Below are 18,964 nucleotides of genomic sequence, written 5' to 3'. Positions count from 1 at the left end.
CTTTATCCCCCATGCAAGGCAACAGGTTTGTCAACTTACTAACTTTACAGTACACTCTAAGTAACAAAATAGTTGATTTCAAACATGCGTTATTTTTATTAATCGACATTGCCTGTACTCGTTCCTTAAAACGAAAGGAGATCTCCCAATGGATGTATTAGAAACTTACTTAACCAGCATTGAAGATCCAGTAAAACAAGAAAAACTGCGTGCCTTATTTGCCGCTATTACCAAGAAATTTCCTGACCTCGTTCCAGTCATTAAATGGAATCAGCCGATGTTCACCGCCCATGAGACCTTTATTATCGGTTTCAGCGTTTCAAAACCGCATTTTTCTGTCTCCCCTGAAACCAAGTGTCTTGAACAGTTTGCCGATGCCATCGAAAAAGCTGGCTACAGCCATACGGATAACATTTTTCGCATCAAGTGGACTGAGCCGATCGATCAAGGATTGATTGAGGACATGATCGCTTTCAACCTGAAAGACAAAGCGGAGATGACCCGCTTTTGGCGCTGAGCCAATCGAGACTTCGTAAAAGAAGAGCAACCAAAAAACCGCAGAAGCTGGTTCGCTTCTGCGGTTTTTCTGACTATTATAAGCCTAATTCTGGCGCCGGATCAAAGAATCCAGACCATAAGCTTGTTGACATCCCTAAATGTAGATGGACGCCAGTTGAATTCCCAGTCGTTCCCATACCGCCAACATATTGTCTAGCTGAGACGCTTTGTCCGACCGAAACAGCTGGCAGCGTACTAAAGTGCATGTAGTAGCTGTAAACGCCATTGGCATGTTTGATGATCACATAGTTACCAGTTGACGGACCATAGCCCGCTTCAACGACTTCGCCTGCTTGGATCGCATAGATCGGCGTTCCTGTGCCCCCAGTAAAGTCGATGCCATTATGTTGATTTCCTGATGCACCTGTTGGATCTGTTCGATACCCAAAACTACTCGAAATATGAACCGAATCGACTGGCATTTGCCATCCACCTGTGCTTGTTTGTTCTTTTGGCTCAGCTGCTTGCTGCACGGGTGCAGGCGTAGTTGCAGTTTTTTCTGACGACACCGATGTTTCTGACGACACTGCGGCTTCCGTCTTCGGCTGTGCTGCTGCCACTGCTGCTTGTTGAACGGCAGGACTTTCGGCGGTTTCAGCTGACTTGGCTTCTGCTGCTTGCTGACGTTTTGCTGCTTCTTCTGCTTCTTTGCGCGCTTTTGCTTCTTGTGCTTCTTGCTCAGCCAGTTGCTTCAACGCTGCTTCTCTTTGCCGTTGTGCTTCTGCTTTGTCCGCTTCCAATTGGTCTTTTTTCTCTTCTTCAGTGTTCAACGCCAAGGCAAGGTCGGCTAGTGCAACTTCTTGATTCAATTTGACATCAGCTAATTCCGCTTGTTTTCCTTGCAATGCGCTTGACTGCTCTTCGATCGCAACCAATTGTTCCTGCAACTCTTTTTCCAATTTCTGGCTCGTTGCGATATCTTCTTGCTGTTGTTCGACGATGCTATTGCTGGCATTCATGATCGTTACTGAAGCGATCGCCCGTTGAATAGCTTCTCCGATGGATTCCGCGTCAACGATTTTTTGGAACAAACGATTGGAAGGTTCCGACGTTTGAATGTCACGCGCTTGATTCGCCAGTACTTCTGTGCGCTTGATGATTTTCTCTTCAAGGACTTGGATCTCTTGTGCCAAGGCATTGACTTCTTCTTCCGTCGTCGTTTTCTTTTGTAGGATTGCTTGGATTTCTCCTTCAATCGATTGAATCTCTGCCTCTGTGGAGCGTTTCAGTGATTCTAATGAGGTGGATTCATTTTTTATGTCATTGATTTTTTCATTTTGCTGCTGGATCTTCTGATCAAAGCTGTCTGCGGATACCGTCACGACAGGCAGCGTCAGCAAAACAAGTGAACTTGCAACCAAAAGTGTCTTTTTCATTTTTTCTCCTTAACTAGATATGTCTTATCGCTTTCTCTAGCATACCGAAAGATTTCATTCTTGGGGCTGTTTTCACACAAATAACATCTTGCTGCAAGAAATTGACACCTAGCTGAAACAAAATTGTTAGAATATTTCAACGAAAAAGATTGCTTTTCTTCGCCATTTAACCTTCGTTACTTGTCAATTGGTTCATCTTCTGTCCGATTGCCTACGAAAATACCGCGATTTGCAGTAATCAGCAGTGGTCCTATGCTATACTGAATAAAAAAACGGAGGTTCTCATGATACAACAAGTGACCCAATTTACCGATTCTGAGTTAGAAACTATCGCCCAGATTTGGCTGCAAAGCAATTTGGATGCCCATGACTTTATTTCAGCTGCCCATTGGCAAGATAACTATGACTTTGTGAAAAAAGCCTTTGCTGATGCCCTTATTTACACCTATTCGGTGGATGATCAGCCCGTCGGCTTCATCGGGATGTTGGATGATTATATCGCTGGTATTTTCGTTTTGAAAGACTATCGTGCCCACGGCATTGGCAAGCAGCTTTTACAAAAAGTACAAGCAGAACACGAGAAGCTGACTCTGGACGTCTACCAAAAAAATACAGCTGCTATTGCGTTTTATCTCAAACATGGCTTTACCATCGTTTCTGAACAACTGGACTCTGATACCAATGAAATCGAAAACACCATGGAGTGGCATCGTTGATGCTGCTTTTTTTCACCTTCTTTTTCCCCTTTTGATCAATCGTACGACCATAACCGCTGATCGGCTTACCCGTCGAATCAATGGATACAATAAACGACAAAAAGCATTGCCTTCCATTTGCTGGATCGGCAATGCTTTCTTTATTTACTAGCGGTATTTCAACCAATGGTTCCACCATTGGTGACAATCACTTCGCGATACCAATTAAAGGATTTTTTTCGATACCGTTTAAGTGAACCAGTTCCATCATCGTTTCGGTCTACATAAATGAACCCATAACGCTTTTTCATCTCTGCGGTCGAAGCACTTACTAAATCAATACACCCCCACATGGTATAACCCAATACATTGACACCATCATCGATGGCTTTAGCAACGGCTGATAGATGATCATTTAAATAATTGATGCGATAATCATCAACAACGGTTAATTCTCCATCAATTTCAATTAACTGATCAACAGCACCTAAACCATTTTCAACGATAAAAAGTGGCAACTGATAGAGATGCGAAAAACGGTTCAAGAGAATACGTAATCCGTCTGGATCAATCTCCCATCCCCACTCCGTTTCATCAAGGTAGGGATTTTTTAGAACGTTTGTCATATTTCCTTTTCCCTGTTGGTACTTTTCAGGCGTAGCAGAAACACATCGGGACATATAATAACTAAACGATATAAAATCAACGGTATTTTTCAATAATTCGAGATCGTCAGGTTCCATCTCGATAGTTGCATTATACCTCTGCCATTCTCTTTTGATCCAATCAGGATAATATCCACGAGCTTGAACATCCATAAAATAGTTTAAGTTTTTATCCGCCTCCAAAACAGCCAAGGTGTCTTTCGGGTTTGAAGTCATCGGATAATTATAGATCCCTAACACCATATTCCCTACCTGCATCTGTGGATCAATTTCATGGGCGGTTTTGACTGCTTGGGCACTGGCAACAAGCTCGTGATGTGCTATTTGAAAGAGATCTTGCTTAGATAAGCAATCTTTTTTTGTCATCACTCCTGCTCCCATTAAGGGAAAATTCCAAAGCGCATTGATTTCATTGAAAGTTAACCAATATTTCACTTTCCCTTGGTAACGAGTAAACACAGTCCGACAAAAACGATTAAAGTAGTCTACCAATGCCCGATTACGCCAACCATCGTAACTTTTTGTAAGGAAATAAGGTGTTTCATAATGAGAAAGTGTAATTAGCGGTTCGATCCCATGAGATAAGCAGCAATCGATCACCTCTTCATAGAACTGCAATCCAGCTTCATTTGGTTTTTCTTCATTGCCATTAGGGAAAATTCGTGTCCAAGCAATCGAGAATCGTAAGACTTGAAAGCCCATCTCAGCGAACATTTGAATATCTTCTCGATAACGATGATAAAAATCGATGCCTTCTAGTTTTAAGTTTTGTAGATTTAGTTCAGGATCTAGTGGCTTTGTGACTCCATTTGATAAAAAATCTTGAATGGAAAGTCCTTTGCCATCCTCGTTGAAGGCACCTTCTGCTTGATTGGCGGCAATCGCACCACCCCATAAAAAAGTTTCTGGAAATTTTGCCATGTTTGTCCCCTCTTTATTCAAAAATCGATACTAAAACATCACCCTGCTTGATGGTTTCATCCTCAGAATGGACAATAACGTCTGTAAAATCTGCTGTGTTTGTCACTACGATCGGTGTCACTGTTGAATATCCTTGACTAGTAATATATTCTGGATCAAAAGTCACTAGCAAATCGCCTTTTTTAAAGGTATCTCCTACTTTGATTGCTGCAGTATAACCTTTGCCATCAAGTTCGACCGTATCGATCCCAATGTGGATCAACAGCTCAACTCCTTGCTTATTTCTGATCCCAATTGCGTGATTGGTGGGAAAAATCGTCACTACTTCACCATCAAATGGGGCAACTACTTGACCGTTTTTAGGTTGAATAGCCACTGTTCTCCCCATAATCTCATTGGCAAATACACTATCAGGAATTTCATGAGTCGCCAACCGATCCCCTGCCAAAGGACTGCTGATCTCTAAAGGTGTCCGTAATGGTCGAAGTGGTTCAGCAACCTGATTCGGATTTAACGTTTGACTTTGTGAAGACACTACTGCTTTTTTCTTTCCTTCTGCATTCACAAAAAACAAAGTAAGTGCAAAGGACATTGCGAATGCAATAATAATGCAAATCACTGCGTTAACGATATTTGACAGATCATCCGTTAAATAGACTGGCAACGCCAAAACACCTGCAGTTGCTGATGCATAAGTTCGCATGTTGGTCAAACCTGCCCATAAACCAGCTACTCCTCCAGAGGCTACCACGACCCATAAAGGCGTTTTTAGTTTCATCGTCACCCCATACAAAGCAGGTTCGGTGATTCCAAATAGCGCTGTAGTACTAGCCGAAAAAGCCGTTTGCTTCATCACTTTATCTTTGGTTTTTAATGCTACTGCCAGTGAAGCACCCGACTGAGCAATATTTGATGCCAACATTCCCGGTCCTAATAACGTTCCATAGCCCAATGTGGCATATTGTGCTAGTTGAACAGGCATAAAACTGTAATGCATCCCTGTCATAACGAAAAATGGGGTGAACGCCCCCATCAGGACTGGTAAAACCCAGCGTGCTTGTTCATTGAAGAATTCAAAGACTACTAATAACACATCACCAACTAATGCTCCTAGTGGACCGATAATGATCCAAGCTAACGGAGCCGTAACCAAGAAAACCAATAATGGGACCAGAAAAATCTTCACAGGATTAGGCGATATTTTTTTTGCTAAACGTTCAATGTGCGCCATTGCCCATACAATCAAAATTGGCGGTACAACTGCCGAACCATAGGATACAGCTCTGACAGAAAGACCTGCAAATGAAATAGGTTCACCAGCTGCAACCATAGCAGTAAAAGCTGGGTGAATCAGCATAGCGCCTAAAACCGCTGCATAAAATGGATTTGCTTTAAAGTATTGTGCACTTGTTACAGCTAACATTACTGGAAGAAAATAAAATGCTGAATCGGCTAGTAAACTTAATAGCTGATACGTTTGAGCTTCAGCATTTAATACTTCAAAGAAAACAAGTAAAGCTAAAACAGCTTTTAACATTCCTGCCCCACAGATTGCTGGAATAATCGGTTGGAAAATTGAGGTGATCGCTCCTAAAACTCGATTGATGACTTTTTCTTCTTTCGGTGACGTTGGTTCTGAAGAATCACTTCCAAAGTCCCCCATTTTGTTGATTTCTTCCGTAACATTTGCTACATCTGTTCCAATAATTACCTGATATTGTCCGCCTTTTAAGGCTGTTCCTTGAACACCTGGTGTTGCTTTAAGATGATCTTCTTTGACTTTTGAATTATCTTTTAATACGAATCGTAACCGTGTCATGCAATTCGTTACAGACTCAATATTTGACGTTCCACCAATATTTCCAACGATATTCTGTGCAAGCTCTTGATACTTAGTCATTTTTTTCCTCCTTATAAATAAAACAGACCAAATAAAAACTAAGCCCATATTTGGCTCAATCTTTATTTGGTCTTGCCCATTCGGTAACAAAACATTTAATCTAGTTCTCTTGTGGTCACTCGATTGATATGAATGACAAAATATAACAATTCTGAATCTGTAATTTTCACTTTATATTGACCAGCAATATGCTTCTTGATTTTCAAGCCAGTTTGGTAAGCTTTCGGATATAATTGCTTCACATGTTGCAATAAATCAGCTTCATCTTTTACTTCTTTACTTTCTGAAAAAATTCGGCTTACAAAATAGCGTATATGGGTCAAGAATCGATCATAGTTCATGGACGTCTCATCCAACTTCATCCCATAATCATACTCCACGATCTGAACAATCTCTGCAATTACTTTTGTCGTAAAAATCGTCTCATTTTTAAATCGTGAACTTGAGCTAGCGTTTACAAAATGCAGGGCTATAAAGCCAGCTTCATCTTCAATAAAACGAATTTTCTCTGATCGTTCAATAAACTGCAACGACCGCTTTGCTGCTGCAAATTCTCGTGGGTAATATTTTTTGATTTCCCACATTAAGTCATTGGTGATCGCTTCTCCTTTAAGATTACGCTCAATTGCGTAATTAATGTGATCACCAAGAAATAGATAGATGCTGGAATCAAATGTTCGCGCAAGATCCTTTTCTGCTTCTTCAATAATTTTGGCGGTCAGAATCACATGCCGTTCATCCATTCCTGCCATCAGCGACCCAAATTTGTTTTGGGTAAATTCTGCATCTAAGACATATTTTTTATCAATTTTCGTTTGATCAATCACCCCACTGCCTTTTACACCGAAACCAACACCGTTGCCAATCACTACACATTCTGTGCCATTATCCTCCACGAGGACGGCATTGTTATTGTAGATCGTGATTGGTTTCATCTTTTCTCCCCCCTTCAAACAGACAAAAAAACCGACAAAAATATACACTCCGAGCATAAATAAGCTAGTGTATATTTTGTCGGTGTCGCCTTTTCAGTAGCAATCCTAAGTCCGATTATAGCTTTGACCAATTTGGTTGTCAACAACTCTTTTGCCATATCTTTTCAAAAAAACCAAAGAAATGTTGGCGCTATCAGTATTCGTAAAAAAAATGCGCGTCCATTTTTTATCAGTGATAATCTGGTAAATAATCCCCATGGGCTTCGATCAAATCATCGACTAATTGGGTAATGTCTGCCAATGATAGTTCTGATGATAAATGAGGATCGAGGTATGCTGCTTGATAAATCTTGTCTTTCTCAAGGGTCAACGCTGCTTCGACAGTCAATTCTTGCACATTGATGTTGGTTCGGTTCAATGCTGCAAGCTGCGTTGGTAAAGCGCCGACGTAGGTTGGTTGGATGCCGTTCTTATCCACCAAACATGGAACTTCCACACAGACATCCTCTGGTAAATTGGTGATCAAGCCTTTATTCAACACATTTCCAGCAATAACAGTTGGATTGCCAGTCTTGATGGCATCCATGATATAAGAGGCGTATTCGCGACTTCTCTTATGGGTCAAATCGCCATTATCGACGATATCCTCCCGCATCGTTTCCCAATCGCGAATCTGATTTTCGCAACGGGTTAAATATTCATCCAACGGAATCCCCAGTTCGTCGATCAATTCTGGGTATTTTGATTTAATGAAATAAGGGTGATACTCGGCATTGTGCTCACTAGATTCTGTAATATAATAGCCAAAACGTTTCATCAATTCAAAGCGGACTGAATCACGGTGAGGATTTTCTTTCTCTTCAGCCAACTGACGGATCGTTGGATAGAAATCTTCCCCATCTTTGGTAATTTCCAATAAAAATGCCATATGATTGATCCCAGCAATTTTCCACTGGAAGTCAGCCAGATCATATTGTTCTTTGATCCCTAAATGCTCGAATAATTCTGGAACACATACTTGCACACTATGACAAAGCCCAACCGTTTTGATGGATGTTGCTTTCAATACCCCCATCGTCAGCATCGCCATCGGGTTCGTATAATTTAGCAACCATGCGTTTGGACAAACTTCCTCCATTTCTCGAGCAAATTCCAACATGACTGGTAACGTACGCAACGTCCGAAATATTCCGCCAATGCCCATCGTGTCACCTATTGTTTGGCGTAAGCCATATTTCTTCGGTATCTCAAAGTCAATGACGGTGGAAGGTTTGTAGCCACCAACTTGAATGGCGTTTACTACAAAGTCGGCATCTCTTAGTGCTTCTTTGCGGTCATGATAGACCTGTATTGCTGCTCGGTTTTGATTGGCATTTTTATTGATCGTCTTTAACATTGCCTCGGATTCACGAAGTCGTTTCTCATCGATGTCGTAAAGGGCGATGTGGGAATCTGCTAAGCTCGGGGTCAACATTGCATCTCCTAGAACATTTTTAGCGAAAATAGTGCTTCCTGCTCCGATAAAGGTGATTTTTGTCATTTTTTATTGCTCCATTCTTTTATAATTTACCGCCAGTAGTGGCAATTCCTTCAATAAATTTACGTTGAAAAATGATAAAGACAGCAACCATGGGCCAAATCGCTAGTAGCGAGCCTGCCATCAATTGTGGGAAATTGGTCGCATATTGTCCCTGAAGATTGGCTAACCCTGCTGCCAATGGCATTTGTCGAATTGATGTATTGACGATCAGTGGCCACATTAAATCTTTGAAAGCAAAGAGGGTTGTAAAAATACCTAGTGCGATCAACCCGGATTTCGCCAATGGCAGCATGATTTTGAAAAAGATCGTCCATACATTTGCTCCTTCAAGGTGTGCTGCTTCCTCCAGCTCACTTGGTAAGCCTAGAAAAAACTGTCTAAGTAAAAAGGTTCCAAAAGCGCTGACAACACCTGGCAAGATCAATGCCGGTACTGAATTTAGAATTCCTAATCTTTGCGCTAATAAATATTGGGGTGTGATAAAGATTGATGCGGGAATCATCATTTGGATAAGGACTAGAGCAAAAAAAAGATCTCGTCCAGGGAAGCGCAAGCGTGCGCAGGCATAGGCTGCCATCGCTGAAAATAAAACGGAACCGATCACACGTCCAATGACCATCAAAAAAGTATTGAGATAGAAGGCACCAAAGGGTAAAAGATTTAAAACTGCCTGATAATTTGAAAGTTGAAAGGATTTAGGAAACCATGTTGGTGGAATCTGAGTCGATTCAACAAGTGTTTTTCCAGAAGTCAGAATCATCCATACAAAAGGCAATGCCATAATTATTCCGCCACTGATCAAAAGTAGATGGATAAGCCAATTCTTGCTAATTCGTTGCATCAAGAAACCTCCTTTTAGTAGTTGACCCATTTTTTTTGCAACTTCATTTGTAGTGCTGTGATCAGCAAAATAATACATAGAAGAAAGACGACGATTGCTGAACCATACCCTTTATCATTTAAAATAAAGGAATGTTTGTAAAACAAGTATGCTAATGATTGTGTCTTCAGCATTGCCTCACTTGAAGGTGCGATCATCATAAAAATCACATCGAATACTTGAAAGGCATTGATAACCGTTGTGACCACGACAAAGAATAGCGTTGGTGTCACAAGCGGTAAAGTGATTTGAAAAAATTGCTGCCATGAAGAAGCCCCATCGATATCGGCTGCCTCATAGTAATCTTTGGGTATCTCCTGTAGTCCAGCTAAGAAAAGCACCATGTTGTAGCCAATAGCACTCCATATTCCGACAATAATGACGGAATAAATCGCAACATTCGGATCGCTAAGCCATGCTGGACCCGTTAGACCAACTTTTGATAAAAGCTCGTTGACTAATCCATAATCATCATTGAACATCCAACGCCAGATCATCGCGACTGCAGAGGGGGCTGCAACTACAGGTAGAAAATAAATCGTTCGATAAATCGACACGCCTTTGATTTTCTTATTCATTAGGACCGCGACTAAAAGTGATAACACTATGATTGATGGAATTGATACCACTGCATAGATCAAGGTATTGATCAAGGATTGCAACACCTCTCGATCCGTCAAAAGTTTCTGATAGTTGGCTAAGCCGATCCACTCGGTGTTACCAAAACCAATTGTTCGTTGAAAACTTAGAATGATTGTTTGGATCGCTGGCCAAATATTCAATAAAATCAATCCGACTGCTGTTGGGAGAATAAATAAGTATCCCCAGAAAAGGTGGTCTTTCTGGTAATTTCCAAGCATACGATTTTTCATAGAGGTCTCCTTTTGTTTAGGTGGGTTGATTAGCTAATTTTCCGTTTTGATCAATTACTTTCAGCTAAAATTGCATCAACTTCTTCCGCAATCTGTGCAGTCCCTTCCTCGACACTTAATTCTCCAGAAAATACCCGGTTCATAATTTCTGTCTCTATTTTTTCAGCATTCAAGCCATTTTTGTTATAGGGACGAGGCACGCCATACTCTAGCATTTCTGCAAAAACACTTAAATTGAAAGTATCCGCAGAACTTGCCCAAACCTCCTCAAATCCTTTTAGCGCTGGGATCGATGCCCCTGTTTCTGCTTGAATTTGGTTGGCTTCTTCACTTGCCAAGAATGCTAATAATTTTTTTGTTTCTTCAGGATGCTTGGTATTGACACTAGCTGCCCAACCTAAACCATTTGTGATCGTCGCATGTTCTTTTCCTTTAGGTAAAACGGCAACATCCGCATGTTCAGCCAAGTATTCATTCTTTAAAAAACCTGGTGTTTGCCAGTTGCCCTCCACGATCATCGCCAATCTTCCTGCTTGAAAACGACCCACTTTATTCGTATCTTGCAATTCTTTCGCTGAAGGTGATGACTGATCATTTAGATAAAAATCAATATAATACCTTAATGCATCTTGTACTTCTTCGCTATTCATTCCCGATTTCGTATTCTCATCAATAAAGACTTCTCCACCATTTTGATAAATAAATGGCCAATAGCCTCCCTCTGTTGAATTATCCGCAGCAAATCCATAAATACCTGCTTCTTCATCTGTTAACTGAACAGCTGCTTCCTTCAGTGTATCCCATGTCCACGTTGCGTCTGGATATGCAATTCCTGCTTGATCAAAGAGCTCTTTGTTGTACCACAATCCAATGACGGAGGCATCTTTGGGAATCGCGTAAAGTTCTTCTTCATACGTATAAGACTCTGCGATTCCTTCGGTGAAGTTTGTCATGTCAATGTTATTTTCTGCAATCAATTCATTTAGACCCATCAGCATCGATTGAGACATATATTTGTAGGATTCAGTTGAATGCATCGTGACAATATCAGGCATATTTCCTCCAGTAGTAGCAGCTTCAAGCTTCACCCAATATTGATCCCATGGGGTGGTTTCCATTTCGACTTTAATATCTGGGTTTTGTTCTTCAAAAGCATCAAGCATTTTTCGCAGCCCCGGTGCTTGTTCAGTATCCCAACTCGCATAACTTAACGTGACCTGACCACCACTATCACCGTTGCCATTACCACAAGCTCCTAAAACCAAAGTTCCTAAAAGACTCAAACTAACAAGTGTTACTCTCTTGAAACAATTCATCTTTCATTCCTCCTCTAGTTCTGATCCATGTATCCGCTTTCTTTTCACAAAACAAATATACTGTTTACTAATAAATTTGTCAATACTTTTTAACTAAAATAAAAAGGTAAACACATTAAAGCGTTTACCTTGAACATTAATCTCTTTCTTTTTCACTTTCTCTGACGATCATCTTACTGGCCACCATGATTTTAACAGGTACTTGACGAATGCCTTTGATCCGCTCTTCTATCATCCGTAAAGCAATTTTTCCCAGTTCTTCCATATCGATGGCAACGGTACTTAAAGATGGGGTCAAAAATTCTGCAACTTCGATATTGTTGAAACTGACTACTGAAATATCTTCTGGTATCCGATACCCACGTTTTTGCAAGGAGCGATATGTACCAACTGCAATCGAATCATTGGCGACCATAATAGCTGAAGGAAGGCTCTCTTTGCATTGTTCAAGCAATTGCTCAGTGGCTTTGATACCGTCTAATGTGTTCCATCCTTCTAGGTAAACATTGATGTATTCTTCCAATCCTTTTTCTTTCATCCAATACACATAAGTGTTCATCCGCATATCATCTGGCGATTGATGTTTCTCACTGGATGCATCCAAACGTACCCGATATCCCCCAATAAAAGCGATATTTCGATGCCCTTTTTTATACAAACGCTCTAAGTGCTCGGTTGCTGCTATAGAGAAATCCGTATATACCGCATCCCATTCTGAAGACAAAGAAGGATCATCGATCACGACGATATGAGGATTGACTGCTGCGATCTTTGCTAAAAAAGTTGGCAAGACTTGACCAATGACAAGGATTCCCTGATACTCCCTTAGCTCCTCAATGGCAACGGGGCGTTCAGACATATAATACGTTTTTTTTATGCGAAACTTATTTTGCTCTGCTTGTGCTTGAATGCCACGACGAATCGCCCGAAAATAGGGATCTTCTAATTCAGCTTCTTCCGAAACAGTGGATACCACTGCAATATTCATTGCCTTTTTCACAGGTACTTTCTTCTTACTATAGTGAAAATATTCCACGGCTTCGTTGATCTTATTTTTTGTTTCTTGCGTGACAGATAACGTAGGATCTTCATTGAGCACCCTCGATACAGTTGCGATCGATACACCTGCTCGTTTTGCGACGTCTCTAATTCCTGCCATAATACTCTCCTTTTTTACTTTATACTATGATATAAACACAAAATGATCAGAATGAAAAGAAATTTTAGTTAACAACCAACCTACTTGTTTACCCACAGTTTCAAATCATCTACGGAGAAGCAATCAGTTCAACGTCTCTTCGCAATTAACAAAAAATAGAAACGTGCAGCGACCAAAGAGCCGCTGCACGTTTTTCCTCCTTATTTCTAATGACGACCGCTACTCTGCTGGATACTCCCGCAAGCGATACCCGACGCCGATTTCAGTGATCAAATATTCTGGCTGCAGCGTATTGGTTTCGATTTTTTTGCGAATGTTTGAGATATTGACTCGTAAGGTTTGTGCATCCGCTGCAAAAGGTCCCCAGACTTCACTGGTCAGCGTATCGTAAGTGACGACTTTGCCTAAATTCTTGAACATTACTGCCATGATACGGTATTCGTTTTTGGTCAAATGGATCTCATTTTGATTCTTGTACAGGATTTTTTTCTCAAAATTGATCGTTAACTCCTTGTTTACGAGAATCGGGCTGCTGCTAAAGGCAGCTGACTCCTTGTGTCGTAGTGCCGTGCGGATACGGGCAAATAATTCATTGGTACTGAAGGGCTTCGTTACATAATCATCGGCACCGAGGTCTAATGCTTGCACTTTGTCTTGTTCATCTTTGCGGGCAGAGATCACGATGATCGGTGTGTTCATGCGCTTACGAATGATTTTCAACAGCTCCATGCCGTCAATGTCTGGTAAGCCCAGATCCAGCAAGATGAAGTCGATGGTTTCTTCCTGCAAGAGCATCAATGCCTCCATGCCAGTGCCGACTGATGTAAAGTTGTAATGCTCTCTTTGCAAGACGACCTCCATAAAATCAACGATATTCGAATCATCTTCAATCAATAAAAAATGTCGCTGCATGTTCTCCCTCCTTACTGCTTTAAATAAATACGAAAGATCGTACTGCCTGCTTTCGTTTCGATTGCTAATTTGCCTTCATGGGCATGGATGATGGTTTTCACGATACTCAGTCCGATACCTAATCCATTTTTTGAATCCACCGGCACTTCGGTGTCATTGATCAAATTCGCTTGGATTTTTTGGTATTGTCCTAAGGGGATCTCCCCTTGGTTTTCGATTTCAATGACCACTTCTTGCTCTTGAGAAACTCGCAAGAAAATCGGTGTATCGGCGGTTCCATGGCGAACGCCATTTTCAATCAGATTAAACAAAGCTTGTTCGATTAAGATTGGATCGACTTGGACAAAAATCAGCTGATCGGGCATCTTCACGATGATTTTTTGTTGCGGATAGACTTTTTTTAGGTGCGTTAAAACCGCTTCGATAATTTCTTCGATTGGTTCTTCACTGCGCTTGACCGCCATGTTAGTCAAATTGATGCGGGTCACCGACAGTAAGTTTTCGACCATGCGGATCAACCACTGGGATTCACTTTGGATATCTCCTAGCAGCTTTTGTTTCGTTTCCTTTTTGATCGCGCCTTCGGTTTCGCTCAATGTTTCGGCAATGCCAGAAATCGTCGTCAGTGGCGTCCGCAAGTCATGAGAAACCGCACGCAGTAGATTGCTGCGGACTTTTTCCCGTTCGTTTTCCAATTGGATCTGTTCTTTCTCACTCGCCAGAGAGACTTGCTCCAACACGGTAGCGATTTGGGTGATCACTAAACGTAAGTAATTCAATTGACTATTGGCCAACTGATGCTCCTCGTTGCGTTCTACCCCAAGGGCGCCTAGTGGTTTGCCGTTTAAAACGATCGGTAAGTAAAATCCATTGGCACCAATCAGAGTATCTGTGCCGCGACCGGCTTCTTTTTGATTTTTCACGACCCAAAAAGCGACGGCTTTCTCATCCTTGCCAGTCAGTTGAGACAGTGTTTCTCTTGAAGAATGCAGACTTCTCAAGTGACCTTCTCTGTCATATAACGCCACTTCTCGCTGGAGTAAGCGTGCCAAATAGGTGGTCGTACTTTCATAAATGTCTTGCTCATTCCGCGTTTCCATGTATTGTTTGTTCAACTCATACAATATCTCCATTTGATGCTCTTTTTCCTTGGCATTTTCTGCCTGAGTCTTCAATCGAACCATCAAGTTACTGATCATTAAGGCAACGATCAGCATGATCACTAATGTGATTGGATAGCCTGCTTTATAGACCGTCAAGGAATACAAGGGTTCGACAAAGAACCAATTGTAAGAAAGGACACTAATGATCGATGCCATGGCACTCCAAAGATAGCCACTCGTGTAACGTGCCACTAAAAGAACAAAGAAAATATAGACGAGCATCAAGTTCTGCTCACCGAAATGCAGATACTGCATGCCTTCTGTCACTAAGGTGGCGAGCATGATCAGCCCAAAGGTCAAGGTGAAATCTCGACCGCCGCCTTCAAATAATTGCGAAAACGTCAGCCGTGGTCGCTGCATTTTTTCTTTAAAAGGAATCAAATGGATCTCAATGTCATCAAGGCGCCGAATCAAGCGGTCTTCTAAATCCTCGACAAACAATTTTTGGAACCACTTCTGAGAAACCTGTTTCCCCATGATAATGTCACTGGCACCCGTCATTTTGGCATACTCTACGATTGTCTCAAAACTGTCATCCGCTTCGATGTTGATGACTTCTGCTCCCAAACGCTCTGCCAATGGCACCTCGGTAGGTGTATCATCTAACGATCGAACTTGGATGACTGTCCATTCCGCCCCCACTCCTTGGGCTAAGCGGGCGGTCCAACGAATGCATTTCTCTGCCATTTTCGGCAAGCGATCATCAATAATCGTCAAAAGCTTGCTTTGGACTCGTTTTCTACCGCCGTTCATTTGATTGATATGATTGGAAGCTTTTTGGATCGCTAATCCACGTAAGTGATCCAGTTTTTCTGGCGTAAAAAAATTTTTTAGCGCTCGTTTGGCATTTTCATCGGCATAGATTTTTCCTTGTTCCAATCGATCGATCAGTTCGTCTGGTTCAACATCCACCACCCGCAAGCTGGCGTGCTGGAAAAAGGTGTCAGGGACCGTTTCTCTGACTTCCACTTCCGTGACCTTTTCCACGATGTCATTCAGACTTTCGATATGCTGGACATTGATGGTCGTGTAGACGGTGATTCCTGCATTCAGTAATTCATCGACATCTTGGTAACGTTTTTTGTTTCGCGCACCAATGGGATTGGTATGTGCCAACTCATCGATCAAGACGATATCTGGTTTTAGTTGGATCAGTCGATCGATATCTGGCTCATATAGGGTCAATTGCTTGTGCTGGTATTGCTTTAATGGTACTTGTGGTAACCCTTCAAGCAATCGATTGGTATCGGGACGTTTGTGGGGTTCGATATAGCCGATCACCACATTTTTGCCCATGAGCAAACACTCATGGGCTTCGGTTAACATCGTATAGGTTTTTCCGACACCGGCAGCAAAACCGAAAAACACCCGTAGTTTGCCACGTTTAGGGCCAAATCCGGCTTGCAGCAGCATCTCTTCTGGGATCGTCTGCTGGTTGTTTTCACTCATAGATGCTTCCCCCTATTCCTCGGGTAATTGATCGAGCTGCTGATTCAAGGTCATGATATTGACGTATTCTCTCGTGGAGAACAAATCAGCTACTTTATTCCTGTTTATTATATCATGAATTGTTTGTTCATCGATGCCTCTTGTGTCAGCGATCCGCGGCAGTTGAAAAAGTGCCGCTTCGACACTGATATCAGGATCAACGCCACTACCCGAAGCGGTCACGAGATCGATCGGCACACTGGTTTGGGTTGGGTTTTCTGCCAGCAACGTCGCTGTCCGCTCAGCTACAGTCTTTTTTTGGGTCGGATCATAGGGCGACAATTGTGAAACGGTTTGATCACGGCCTTGGAAGTAACCTGCTTGGTCAAAGGGTTGCGCAATTAGCTCAGACCCTTTGACCGCTCCATCTTCCACGATTTGACTGCCGTTGGCTTGATGGGCAAAAAAGACTTGACCGATACCGGTGACCAACAATGTATAGAGACCGCCAAATAGCACGGTACTAACTAGTAAAAATTTGATACTGGCAAAGAGGGTGTTCTTCATCATGTTTTCCTCCTAAATGACTCCTTGACTCTGATGGATTTTTCTTATAGCAGAACAGCTGACAAAAGCAAATCTACTAGCTTGATGCAAATGAATGGTGCGATGATGCCGCCTAGACCGTAGACGACAAGATTGTGCCGCAGCATTTGGCTGGCTGGTTTTTCTTGGTATTTGACCCCTTTTAACGCCAGAGGGATCAAGGCGATGATCACGACTGCATTGTAAATGACTGCGGACAAAATCGCCGTTAAGGGACTACCAAGATTCATGATATTCAGCGCCGCAAGTTCTGGATAAATCGCATAAAACAGGACAGGGATCACTGCGAAATATTTGGCGATATCATTCGCGATACTAAAGGTCGTCAAAGCCCCACGGGTCATCAGCAGCTGTTTACCAATTTGGACTACTTGCAGTAATTTGGTTGGGCTGGAATCAAGGTCGATCATATTGCCCGCTTCTTTGGCTGCTTGCGTACCAGTGTTCATCGCCATTGCCACATCGGCTTGGGCGAGTGCGGGTGCATCGTTGGTTCCATCCCCCGTCATCGCCACCAAATGCCCTTTTTCCTGATATTCCCGAATCAGATTCATTTTGTTTTCTGGTGTTGCTTCGGCCAAGAAATCATCGACGCCCGCTTCGGCGGCAATAGCAGCTGCCGTCAAGGGATTGTCTCCGGTGATCATGATCGTCTTGATGCCCATCTTGCGCATGTCGGCAAATTTTTCTTTGACGCCGTTTTTCACGATGTCTTTTAAATAAACGACTCCGAGTACCTGACCATTTTTCACTACGACCAATGGGGTTCCACCAGCTTTAGCGACTTTTTCTACGATCTCGTCACACGCAGTGGGATAGGTCTGCCCTTTTGCCGTCACATATTGCTTGATCGTATCCGCAGCTCCTTTACGGATCTCATCGCCACGATAATCGATCCCAGACATTCGTGTTTTGGCACTAAAATCGATCCAATGGACATCGGCTTGCTGAAATACCCGTTCACGAATATTGAAGGCTTCTTTGGCTAAAATCACGATACTGCGGCCTTCCGCCGTTTCATCAGCAAAAGATGCCAACTGCGCTGCATCTGCCAACTCTTTGGCGGTGACCCCTGGTACTGGCAAGAACTCACTGGCACGGCGGTTTCCCAGAGTAATGGTTCCTGTTTTATCCAGCAGCAAAACATCCACATCTCCTGCTGCTTCAATCGCGCGGCCACTCATAGCGATGACGTTTTCTTTGGTCAAACGACTCATTCCAGCGATCCCAATCGAGGAAATCAAGGCGCCGATCGTGGTCGGTGCAAGACAAATCAGTAACGCGATCACGATCACACTGGAAATCGCCGTTCCTCTACCAGATAACTGACTGCTAAAATCGGTAAAAGGAATCAATGTGATGGAAACTGCCAAGAAGATGATGGTCAGTGTCACTAAGAACAGCTGCAAGCCAATCTCATTGGGTGTTTTTTTCCGCTGCGTCCCTTCCACCATCGCAATCATTTTATCCAAAAAAGAATGACCATTTTCAGCGGTCACTTTGATGACCAAGTAATCCGAAACGACTAAGGTTCCTCCCGTGACTGCACTGCGGTCGCCACCAGATTCACGAATGACAGGTGCTGATTCTCCTGTGATGGCACTTTCGTCCACCGAAGCAGCACCTTCCACGACATCCCCATCGGCAGGAATTTGTTCGCCAGAAGGAACGTACACCAAGTCGCCTTTTTTCAAATCGGAGGAACGGACTTCGATAAAAGCCTCTTTGGCAACATCTTCCAAGGACATGACTTTGTAAGTCATGATTTCTTTTTTAGCTTGCTTCAAACTATCCGCTTGTGCTTTGCCGCGCCCTTCTGCCACTGCTTCGGCAAAATTGGCAAACAACAAGGTCAACCATAAGAAGACGGTCACACTGATGCTAAACCACAACGGGACTGTTTGTTCTTGAAAACATAAAACGGTTGTCAAGATCGCCCCTAAATAAACCACAAACATCACGGGGTTTTTGATTTGTTGGCGAGGGTCCAATTTCTTAAAGGATTCGCCGATCGCCCATTGATAGATTTTTTTCATTT

15 protein-coding genes are annotated in these 18,964 nt (G+C 42.5%); 2 read left to right on the top strand and 13 right to left on the bottom strand.

Going from position 1 to position 18,964, the window contains the following annotated elements:
* Positions 1–148 precede the first annotated feature (148 nt).
* Entirely contained in the window at positions 149–517 is a 369-nt protein-coding gene (locus tag IGI71_RS05950; RefSeq protein ID WP_077454582.1) for an iron chaperone, read from the top strand.
* A 76-nt stretch (positions 518–593) separates the two neighbouring features.
* On the opposite strand, the gene IGI71_RS05945 is transcribed toward IGI71_RS05950, so the two are convergent.
* Entirely contained in the window at positions 594–1,934 is a 1,341-nt protein-coding gene (locus IGI71_RS05945) for a peptidoglycan DD-metalloendopeptidase family protein (RefSeq protein WP_430616241.1), read from the bottom strand.
* A gap of 284 nt (positions 1,935–2,218) precedes the next feature.
* Between IGI71_RS05945 and IGI71_RS05940 the strand changes: the two genes are divergently transcribed.
* Positions 2,219–2,650: a GNAT family N-acetyltransferase gene (locus IGI71_RS05940; protein ID WP_422704422.1), complete on the top strand. Its 432-nt coding sequence runs from the start codon at positions 2,219–2,221 to the stop codon at positions 2,648–2,650.
* 158 nt (positions 2,651–2,808) lie between these two features.
* Here IGI71_RS05940 and IGI71_RS05935 read toward each other — a convergent pair whose 3' ends face one another.
* From IGI71_RS05935 to kdpB, 12 genes are all read right to left on the bottom strand, one after another.
* Positions 2,809–4,215: a glycoside hydrolase family 1 protein gene (locus IGI71_RS05935; protein WP_167826746.1), complete on the bottom strand. Its 1,407-nt coding sequence runs from the start codon at positions 4,213–4,215 to the stop codon at positions 2,809–2,811.
* 13 nt (positions 4,216–4,228) lie between these two features.
* Positions 4,229–6,115: a beta-glucoside-specific PTS transporter subunit IIABC gene (locus IGI71_RS05930; protein WP_430616240.1), complete on the bottom strand. Its 1,887-nt coding sequence runs from the start codon at positions 6,113–6,115 to the stop codon at positions 4,229–4,231.
* A gap of 95 nt (positions 6,116–6,210) precedes the next feature.
* Positions 6,211–7,050: a PRD domain-containing protein gene (locus IGI71_RS05925; protein WP_008378725.1), complete on the bottom strand. Its 840-nt coding sequence runs from the start codon at positions 7,048–7,050 to the stop codon at positions 6,211–6,213.
* Between the two features lie 229 nt (positions 7,051–7,279).
* On the bottom strand, positions 7,280–8,590 hold the full coding sequence (locus IGI71_RS05920; protein WP_167826747.1) for an alpha-glucosidase/alpha-galactosidase: 1,311 nt from the start codon (positions 8,588–8,590) through the stop codon (positions 7,280–7,282).
* 19 nt (positions 8,591–8,609) lie between these two features.
* Positions 8,610–9,431 carry a carbohydrate ABC transporter permease gene (locus IGI71_RS05915; protein ID WP_008378727.1) on the bottom strand — a complete coding sequence of 274 codons (822 nt, stop codon included), beginning with the start codon at positions 9,429–9,431 and terminating at the stop codon, positions 8,610–8,612.
* Between the two features lie 14 nt (positions 9,432–9,445).
* Positions 9,446–10,342 (bottom strand): carbohydrate ABC transporter permease, encoded by an 897-nt coding sequence (locus IGI71_RS05910; protein WP_008378728.1) that lies wholly within the window; start codon positions 10,340–10,342, stop codon positions 9,446–9,448.
* A 50-nt stretch (positions 10,343–10,392) separates the two neighbouring features.
* On the bottom strand, positions 10,393–11,658 hold the full coding sequence (locus IGI71_RS05905) for an ABC transporter substrate-binding protein (protein ID WP_430616239.1): 1,266 nt from the start codon (positions 11,656–11,658) through the stop codon (positions 10,393–10,395).
* Between the two features lie 136 nt (positions 11,659–11,794).
* On the bottom strand, positions 11,795–12,817 hold the full coding sequence (locus IGI71_RS05900) for a LacI family DNA-binding transcriptional regulator (protein WP_430616238.1): 1,023 nt from the start codon (positions 12,815–12,817) through the stop codon (positions 11,795–11,797).
* Between the two features lie 219 nt (positions 12,818–13,036).
* Positions 13,037–13,729: a response regulator transcription factor gene (locus IGI71_RS05895; protein WP_074535106.1), complete on the bottom strand. Its 693-nt coding sequence runs from the start codon at positions 13,727–13,729 to the stop codon at positions 13,037–13,039.
* An 11-nt stretch (positions 13,730–13,740) separates the two neighbouring features.
* The gene (locus IGI71_RS05890) at positions 13,741–16,341 is read right to left on the bottom strand and encodes a DUF4118 domain-containing protein (protein ID WP_430616237.1); all 2,601 of its coding nucleotides are present in this window, start codon (positions 16,339–16,341) and stop codon (positions 13,741–13,743) included.
* Positions 16,342–16,353: 12 nt separating this feature from the next.
* Positions 16,354–16,890, bottom strand: coding sequence for a potassium-transporting ATPase subunit C (locus tag IGI71_RS05885; protein WP_074535104.1), 537 nt, complete (start codon positions 16,888–16,890; stop codon positions 16,354–16,356).
* A gap of 41 nt (positions 16,891–16,931) precedes the next feature.
* Positions 16,932–18,962 (bottom strand): potassium-transporting ATPase subunit KdpB, encoded by a 2,031-nt coding sequence (gene kdpB / locus IGI71_RS05880; RefSeq protein ID WP_430616236.1) that lies wholly within the window; start codon positions 18,960–18,962, stop codon positions 16,932–16,934.
* Positions 18,963–18,964 lie beyond the last annotated feature (2 nt).

Source organism: Enterococcus sp. DIV1279b, assembly GCF_050531515.1.
Taxonomy (GTDB): Bacteria; Bacillota; Bacilli; order Lactobacillales; family Enterococcaceae; genus Enterococcus_D; species Enterococcus_D casseliflavus.
The sequence above is the reverse complement of the archived record's forward strand: the minus strand, read 5'-3'. Positions and strand labels throughout refer to the sequence as shown.